Origin of the sequence: Xanthomonas sp. LMG 12461 (genome assembly GCF_009192935.1) — a bacterium.
GTDB lineage: Bacteria > Pseudomonadota > Gammaproteobacteria > Xanthomonadales > Xanthomonadaceae > Xanthomonas_A > Xanthomonas_A sontii.
In genome coordinates, this window is the sequence record NZ_NQYT01000008.1 from 76,461 (window position 1) to 84,410 (window position 7,950).

General features: G+C 70.8%; 5 protein-coding genes. 3 read left to right on the top strand and 2 right to left on the bottom strand.

Annotated elements, in window-relative coordinates; all coding sequences use genetic code 11:
* Positions 1–95 precede the first annotated feature (95 nt).
* From CEK68_RS02390 to CEK68_RS02400, 3 genes are all read left to right on the top strand, one after another.
* Positions 96–2,993: a TonB-dependent receptor gene (locus tag CEK68_RS02390; RefSeq protein ID WP_152238425.1), complete on the top strand. Its 2,898-nt coding sequence runs from the start codon at positions 96–98 to the stop codon at positions 2,991–2,993.
* A gap of 127 nt (positions 2,994–3,120) precedes the next feature.
* Positions 3,121–4,422: a histidine-type phosphatase gene (locus CEK68_RS02395; RefSeq protein ID WP_152238426.1), complete on the top strand. Its 1,302-nt coding sequence runs from the start codon at positions 3,121–3,123 to the stop codon at positions 4,420–4,422.
* Positions 4,423–4,531: 109 nt separating this feature from the next.
* Entirely contained in the window at positions 4,532–5,836 is a 1,305-nt protein-coding gene (locus CEK68_RS02400) for a jacalin-like lectin (protein WP_152238427.1), read from the top strand.
* 290 nt (positions 5,837–6,126) lie between these two features.
* Here CEK68_RS02400 and radA read toward each other — a convergent pair whose 3' ends face one another.
* Positions 6,127–7,512, bottom strand: coding sequence for a DNA repair protein RadA (radA, locus tag CEK68_RS02405; protein ID WP_152238428.1), 1,386 nt, complete (start codon positions 7,510–7,512; stop codon positions 6,127–6,129).
* A gap of 136 nt (positions 7,513–7,648) precedes the next feature.
* A partial coding sequence (locus tag CEK68_RS02410) for a transposase (protein ID WP_152238429.1) occupies positions 7,649–7,950 on the bottom strand: 302 nt, incomplete at its 5' end.

A 7,950-nucleotide genomic window follows, 5' to 3' on the forward strand; every position in this document is an offset into this window, starting at 1 on the left:
CGTCGTCGCGCCTCGTAGTCCGGGGACAGCGCAAGCAAACGCCCATGGGCGATGCCGCGCGCACCACACCACCCCCGCTCTCACAGGACCCGACGATGCGCCGCACCCTGTTCCTTTCCATCGCCCTCGCCCTGCACGCCGGCGTCGCCGGCGCGCAGACCGCGCCCATCGCGGTCGAGGCGATTCCCGCGCAGCCGCTGGCGCGCGCGCTCAATGCGCTGTCGCGGCAGACCGGCCTGCAGTTCGTCTATGCCGCCGGCAGCACCGGCAACCCGCAGACCCATGGCAGCCGCGCTGGCGCGGCGCCAGAACAGGCGCTGCAGCAACTGCTCGACGGCACCGGCCTGCGCTACCGTTTCCTCACCCCGACCACGGTGACGATCGAGGCAGCGAGCGCGCCGGCGGAAACAGCCGCCACTGCACCGGCGGCGATGGCGGCCGCACCGACGCCGGCACCGGTGGCGTCGGCGGATGCGCCGGTCAAGCAACTGGACAGCATCCAGGTGCTCGGCAGCTACGCCGGCAGCCTCAGCGCCGCGCTGCGCGAGAAGCGTTACGCCGACAGCGTGGTCGACGTGATCGCCGCCGAGGACATCGGCAAGCTGCCGGCGCAGAACGTGGCCGAAGCGCTGCAGCGCGTGCCCGGCGTGTCGATCGTGCGCGACCGCGGCGAAGGCGTGTACGTGCGCGTGCGCGGCCTGGGGCCCAACTTCCAGGTGACCACGCTCAACGGCCAGACCATGGCGGTCAACGAGAACGTGCGCACCTCCGGCCAGACCGGCCGCCAGTTCCGCTACGACACCCTGCCGGCGGAACTGGTCGCCGGCCTGGAAGTGATCAAGAGCCCCACCGCCGACCTGGACGAAGGCGCGATCGGCGGCATCGTCAACGTGCGCACGTTCCGCCCGCTGGAACTGGGGAAAACGCTCACCAACGTGTCGCTGGAGTCGAGCCAGGCGCAGCGCACCCACGCCAACGACCCGCGCGTGTCCGGCCTGTTCAACTGGGTCAACGCCGACGGCACCTTCGGCCTGCTGCTGTCCGGCGCCTACGCGCAGCGCAGCCTGCGCCAGGACCGGGTCAACGAAGTGAGCTGGGACTACTACCGCAACGGCGTGCCGGGCGTGCCCGGCGCCAACTACGTCCCCACCGGCCTGCGCCCGACGCTGGAACTGGAGCAGCGCGAACGCACCGGCATCGCCGCCTCGCTGCAGTGGAAGCCGAGCGCGGCCTGGGAAACCAACCTGGACCTGCTCTACGCCAAGCAGACCGTGCACTACGACGAATACAGCCTGGGCGTGGGCTTCGACAGCCTGGCCAAGCTCAGCAACCTGCGCGTGGCGCATGGCGGCGTCGCCGGCTTCGACTACCGCAACGGCCAGGTGCAGATCTCGCGCGAGACCTCCGGGATCACCGACGACAACCGCAGCGCGCGCCTGTCCAGCACCTGGAGCGGCGATGCGTGGACGCTGGGCGCGGTGGCGTTCCACTCGCAGGCGCACAGCTACGACTCCGATCCGATCCGGCGCACGCGCCTGCGCAGCGGCACCACCCTGTCGATGCGCGTGGACATGCCGCAGGCCGATGGCGACGACGTGCCCGACTGGCGCTTCACCAACGGCTTCGACCCAACCAACCCGGCCAGCGTGGCCGGGCGCCGCCTGGAGTGGCGCGAGATCGATGCGCGCGACAAGGAGGACGCGCTGCAGTTCGACGCCAAGCGCGCGCTCGGCGACGGCTTCTTTCGCGAGCTCAAGTTCGGCGCCAAGTACCGGCAGCGCTCGCGCACCTACGATCGCGCCGACCTGCTGCTGACCAGCATCGCCGGGGTGCGCTTCCCGGCTGGCAACTTCACCGCGCTGCCGGTGGACGACATGCTGACCGACGCCAACGGCAACCTGCCCCGGCAGTGGCTGGCGCCGATCGAATCGCGCTTCTTCGGCACCTGGCCGACCGCCGCGGACCTGGTCAACACGCCGAACAGCGCCGACCTGCAGAACTCCTACGAGGTGAAGGAGAAGATCGGCTCGGCCTATGCGATGGCCGACTTCGGCGGCGACCTGGCCGGCCGCGCGCTGCGCGGCAACCTCGGCGTGCGCCTGGTGCGCACCGAGCAGACCACCGACGGCCATGCCGACGTCAACGGCAGCGCGCAACCGGTGCACTTCGAACGCAGTTACAGCAACGCACTGCCCTCGTTCAACGCCGCCTGGGACGTGCGCGAGGACATGGTGCTGCGCAGTTCCGCGGCCAAGGTCATCACCCGCCCCGACCTCACCGACCTGTCGTCCAAGCTCACCTTCAATTCCAGCGGCGAGATCCTCACCGCCAGCGGCGGCAATCCGTCGCTACGCCCGTTCGAGGCCTGGCAGTACGACCTGACCTTCGAGTGGTACATCGACGGCACCTCGGCGCTGACCGGCGGCGTGTTCTACAAGGACATCTCGCGCTTCATCCAGACCCAGATGTCGAACCTGCAGTACCAGGGCCAGACCTACCTGCTCTCGTCCAAGACCAACGGCAGCCAGGCCAGCGTCAAGGGCGTGGAAGTGGCCTACCAGCAGGTCTTCGCCGGCCTGCCGGCGCCGCTGGACGGGCTGGGCATGCAGCTCAACTACACCTGGACCGACAGCGAGGCCACCTATCGCGACGGCAGCCGCACCTTCACCGACAGCCTCGAAGGCGTGGCCAAGAACACCTACAACGCGGTGCTGTTCTACGAGAAGGGACCGCTGATGGCGCGGGTGAGCTATGGCTGGAGCGACGACATCGTCAACGCGGTCGGCACTGCCAACGTCGCCACGCTCAACAGCGACAAGTTCGGCAGCCTCGACGCGAACGTGGCCTGGAAGGTCAACGACACCCTGTCGGTGTTCGTCAACGCGATCAATCTCACCGGCGCCGTGCAGCGCCAATACGTCGGCGACCGCCTGTTCGGCGGCTACACCGACTACGGCCGCACCTGGTCGGTGGGCTTGCGCGCACGTTTCTGATCCGCCGCGCTGCCGCCCACGCGCGGCAGTCAGCCCGCCCCGCGGCCTGCATCGCCGCGGGCGCCGGCCACCGCACCGTGCGCCGTCCACCGCCGCGCGGCGTACCGCCTCTGCCTGGAGCTTGCCGATGCCATCGCTGCCGCGCCTCGCCACCCTCGTCCTGTTCGCCTTCGCGCCACTGGCCTGCACCGCCGCACGTGCGCAAGCGGCCGCGACGGACACGCTGGAAAAAGTCGTCATCCTCAAGCGCCACGGCGTGCGCGCGGCGATGTCCAGCGCGGAGCAACTGGAGCGTTACTCGGCGCGCCCCTGGCCGCGCTTCGCGGTGCCCGCCGGGTATCTCACCGCGAACGGCGCGGCGCTGGAACGCTTGTTCGGCGCCTACTACCGCGCCCGCTATGCGCCGCTGGGGCTGTTCGCCGGCGACGGCTGCGCGGCCGCGTACTACTGGGCCAACCGCACCCAACGCACCCTCGCCTCGGCGCAGGCGCTGGCCAGCACGCTGACCCCGGGCTGCGCCAATCCGGTGCACAGCGTCGCCGACGATGCCTCCGATCCGCTGTTCGACGGCGCGCCCGCCCTGCGCACTCCCGCCGCGGTGGCGCAGATGCGCGCGGCCATCGCCGGCCGCATCGGCGGCGATGCGCAGGCCTGGAACGCGGCCCAGGCGGATGCCATCGACAGCCTGCAGCAACTGCTGCTGCAGTGCGCGCAACGGCCCTGCCCGGCCGACGTCGGCAGCGGCAAGCTGCGCCTGGATGCGGTGCCGGCGCGGTTGGGCGATGCCGACGACGCGATCCCCGGCATCGAAGGCCCGGCCTCGACTGCTTCCGGCCTCAGCGAAAGCCTGCTGATGGCCTGGGCCGACGGCCAGGACTTCGCCGCGCTGGGCTGGCGCGGCGTCGACGAGGCCAGCCTGCTGCGCGTCTTCGCCCCGCACCAGGCCGAGTTCACGCTGCGCCTGCGCGCGCCGGCGGTGGCGCGCATGGCCGCCTCGCCGCTGGCCGCGCGGCTGCTGGCGACGCTGCTGGACGGCAGCGGCCAGGCCACGCGGGCCGAACCGATCGGCGGCGCGGCGCGGCTGGTGGTGCTGTCCGGCCACGACGGCACCCTGACCCTGCTGGCCGGCATGCTCGACCTGCACTGGCAACTGCCCGGCTACCAGCCCGACCAGACCGTGCCCGGCGGCGCGCTGGTGTTCGAGCGCTGGCGCCGCGCCGACGGCGAACGCGTGATCCGCCTGCGCTACACCGCGCAGAGCCTGGCGCAACTGCGCGAACGCCGCGCGCTGACGGTGCAGGCGCCGCCGCTGGAGTCGCCCGTGTTCATCCCGCAGTGCAGCCGCGCCGACGCCGCCTACGACTGCCCGCTGCCCGCCTTCGCCGCCGCAGTCGAGGCCGCGCTCGATCCGCAGTTCCTGACCCCATGACGCCACGTGCGCCGGCCCCGGCCGGTCGCGCGGCGGCATCGGTGCCTTCCGGCACCGCCCCTGGCGCTCGCGCCACCCGCTGTTCCTCCCAACCCGCAAGAGGCGATTCATGATCCAGCATCTACGCACCCTCGTGAGCTACGGCATCGGATTGAGCCTGGCCTGCGCCGGCGTGGTCCACGCGCAATCGGACGTCGGCGTGCTCGACGTGCTCACCTACAACGTCGCCGGCCTGCCGCAGGGCATCTCCAGCAGCAACCCGGCCGCCAACACCGCCCAGATCGCACCGAAGCTGGCGCCCTACGGCCTGATCAACGTGCAGGAAGACTTCAACTATCACGCCACCTTGTACGCGGGCGACAAGCACCCCTACCGCACGCCCACCAGCGGCGGCGCGGCGATCGGCGACGGCCTCAACACGCTGAGCAACTACCGCTTCGACGACTTCACCCGCATCAAGTGGGACAAGTGCAACGGCACCGACTGCCTCACCCCCAAGGGCTTCAGCTACATGCGCGTGCGCCTGGACGACGGCGTGCTGCTGGACGTGTACAACGCGCACCCCAACGCCGGCACCGAGAGCGCCGACCTGGCCGCGCGGCGCGCCAACATCAGCCAGCTCTCGCAGTTCATCCAGACCTGGTCGGCCGGCAACGCGGTGCTGGTGATGATGGACTCCAACACGCGCTACACCCGCGCCGACGACAACATCCGCGCGTTGATTTCCGCCAACGGCCTGACCGATACGTGGGTGGAACTGGTCAAGGGCAGCGCCCCGGCCGCCGGCGCCGCGCCGCTGCTGTGCGGCACCCCGCCGACCAACGACTGCGAAGTGGTGGACAAGATCCTGTACCGCGACGCGCCGCAGCTGACCCTGGTCGCCAACCGCTACAAGCTCGACGACGGCAACTTCTACGACAGCGACGGCAAGCCGCTGTCCGACCACTACCCGCTGGCCGCGCAGTTCGGCTGGGCGGTCGGCACCACCGTGCGCACCAGCGACCAGTTCGGCGGCCCGCACGGCACCCCGTTCAACGACATCGCCAAGGGCGCCGAGCAGCGCACCATCGCCAGCGTGACCCTGCGCGGCGCCTCGCGCCTGGACGGCATCGCGCTGGGCCTGGACAACGGCAGCACCCTGGCCCACGGCGGCAGCGGCGGCGACCCGGTCACGCTGCGCCTGGGAGCCAACGAGCGGCTGACCTCGGCCACGCTGAGCGTGGGCCAGTACAACGGCCACACCCGGCTGTTCTCGCTGAGCCTGCGCACCAACCAGGGCCGCAGCCTCAGCGCCGGCACGCCGACCGCCGAGACCTACACGCTCACCGCGCCCAGCGGCTGGCACATCGCCGGCTTCACCGGCCGCGACGGCGACGAGATCGACAAGCTCGGCGTGGTGTACCGCAAGGATTGACGCAATCGCGGGCGCCATCGCGCCTGCGGCACCGCAACGGCAACGGCACGCGTGGCGACGCGCGCCGTTCGCCTTAGAGGCGCCGGCTGCGACCTGCGGCCGGTCGCGCGCATCGACGTGCAGCGAGCGGATGCATTGTCGCTGACGATACGGATCGGAAATCTCCACACCAGGCCGCGCGATGCGGCCACGCGTCTACGTGGGCCGCACTCGCGCGCACACCACCGCATCGCGATTCGAAGCGACGCAGTACACGGGGACGACGCGCCGCTGCCCGCCGACGCCGCAGCCTATTCGCTCGCCGCTTCCAGCGCCTGCGCCAGGCGCTCCACCGCGATCACCTCCATGCCCTTGACCGTACCGGTCTTGGGCGCATTGGCCTTGGGCACGATGGCGCGCTTGAAGCCGTGCGTGGCGGCCTCGCGCAGCCGGTCCTCGCCATTGGGCACCGGGCGGATCTCGCCGGACAGGCCGACCTCGCCGAAGGCGATGGTCTTTTCCGCCAACGGCCGATCGCGCAGCGACGACAGCACCGCCAGCAGCACCGGCAGGTCGGCCGCGGTCTCCTGCACGCGGATGCCGCCGACCACGTTGACGAACACGTCCTGGTCGCCGACCACGATGCCGCCATGGCGGTGCAGCACCGCCAGCAGCATCGCCAGCCGGTTCTGTTCCAGGCCCACCGCCACGCGCCGCGGATTGGACAGCGGCGAGGCATCGACCAGGGCCTGCACTTCCACCATCAGCGGCCGCGTGCCCTCGCGGGTGACCATCACGCAACTGCCGGGCTGGTGCGCGCTGCCGCCGGACAGGAAGATCGCCGACGGGTTCGAGACTTCCTTCAGCCCCTTCTCGCCCATCGCGAAGACGCCCAGTTCGTTGACCGCGCCGAAGCGGTTCTTGAACGCGCGCAGCAGGCGGAAGCGGCTGCCGCTCTCGCCCTCGAAGTACAGCACCGCATCGACCATGTGCTCGAGCACGCGCGGGCCGGCGATGCCGCCCTCCTTGGTGACGTGGCCGACCAGGAACACCGCGGTGCCGGTCTCCTTGGCGTAGCGCACCAGGCGCGCCGCGCTCTCGCGCACCTGGCTGACCGAACCCGGCGCGGCGGTCAGCGCCTCGGTCCACAGGGTCTGCACCGAGTCGGCGACGATCAGCTTGGGCCGCGCCGCGCTGGCGTGCTGCAGGATGTGCTCGATGCCGGTCTCGGCCAGCGCGTTGAGGCCGTCCAGCGGCAGGTCCAGGCGCACCGCGCGCCCGGCGACCTGGCCCAACGATTCCTCGCCGGTCACATACAGCACCGGCAGCGTGCCGGCCATCTTCGCCAGCGCCTGCAGCAGCAGGGTCGACTTGCCGATGCCGGGGTCGCCGCCGATCAGCACCACCGCGCCCTCGACCAGGCCGCCGCCCAGCACCCGGTCGAACTCGCCGATGCCGGTGGACACGCGCGCCTGGTCGCGGTGCTCCACGTCCTTGAGCGCGGTGATCTTCGGCGTCTCGGCCTTGCCGGCCCAGCCGCTGCGCCGCGCCGCGGCCGGCGCCTTGGCCGTGGCCGCGCTCTCCAGCACGATCTCGCTCAGCGCGTTCCAGGCACCGCATTCGGTGCACTGGCCCTGCCACTTGTTGTATTCGGCGCCGCACTCGCCGCAGACATAGGCCGTTTTCGCTTTCGCCATCTGCTTCTGGTCCGCTCAGACAATGCACCAGCATAGTGGCTGGCGGTCTCAGCGTCCGCGACGGAGGTGCGCCGCGCTCGTCCAGCAACATCGGCGGGCAGGCAAACCAGACATTTTGTAGATACCGTCTCACCCCCTAGCAGGCAAGGCCCCTTTTCGGATCGAACGCCGTGCCCGATTTGAGAACGCCGTAGGCCAGGTGCAGGAGCTTGCGCATGGCGGCGCACACGATCTGCTTGCCGGTTTTGCCACGTTCGCTCAGCCGCTGTTTCAGCGCCCGGATGATCGGGTTGTGGGTCATGGCCACCAGGGCCGGCATGAACAGGCCTGCGCGCAAGCGGGGCGAGCCGGTGCGCGAGATGCAGACGTGGCCTTTGCGCTCGCCCGACTCCTGCAGGCACGGATTCAGGCCCGCGAAGGCGGTCACCGCCGAGGCAA